At 42.2% G+C, this 735-nt stretch carries 1 pseudogene; it reads left to right on the top strand.

The window, feature by feature from the left end:
- Nucleotides 1-735 (top strand): annotated as a pseudogene (locus tag ACQEXR_RS20300) (LysM domain-containing protein); the annotation flags it as partial.

Raw genomic sequence — 735 nt, 5'->3', positions numbered from 1 at the left:
ACTGAACTGAACCCGAAAGCCGCAGATGACTTCTTTGCTGCGCTGCTTGGCGTGATGAATAATAAAGGGTTTCAGCGCTTTGAGTTCTTTGATGAGTCAGGCAAAGTCAACAGTTTTGCCGAATTCAATAAAGTGCTGACGGTCGCCGCTGCATTTGGCTTAACCATTGGCCAAGTGATGATGCTGCCATTTAACATCATTGATGATATGGAGAAGCAAGCCACCGACCAAGAAAGCGCCTACTTTGTGGCTAACTTTTTGCTTTCAGAACAGCACCAACAAGAAAATCAGCAGTGGATCACCAATATGCCAGCGGAAACATTGGCTAAGTTATTGTCGGTGTTGATTCATTATAATGATATTCCAAGTATTGGCTGGGGCGAAAGTTTTAATGAGAGCAGAAATATCGCTGCAACCAGAAATCAAAATCAGCGCAAAGCGATCAATCAAATACTCAATTGGCTAGGAGCAAACCGAGCCGATACAGGGCAAATCAAGCGCTTTGAAAATGCCCTGCAACGCATGGGCTTACCATACCCCACTGAACTTAATAAAGCAGAGCAATGGCAACGCTACGCCAAAAATGTCATCAGCTTAAGAGATTTTTTTACTCAAGCCTTTTCACAGCCTTATGAAAACCCAAATGATAGAATTAAAGCTAACTATATGGAAACACTAAGTAAAGATTATGCCAAATTCTGCGAGAATATGTTCTGGTTGACACAAGATAACCTT

This window comes from Vibrio sp. TRT 2004 (genome assembly GCF_050113735.1).
Lineage (GTDB): Bacteria > Pseudomonadota > Gammaproteobacteria > Enterobacterales > Vibrionaceae > Vibrio.
The sequence above is the reverse complement of the archived record's forward strand: the minus strand, read 5'-3'. Positions and strand labels throughout refer to the sequence as shown.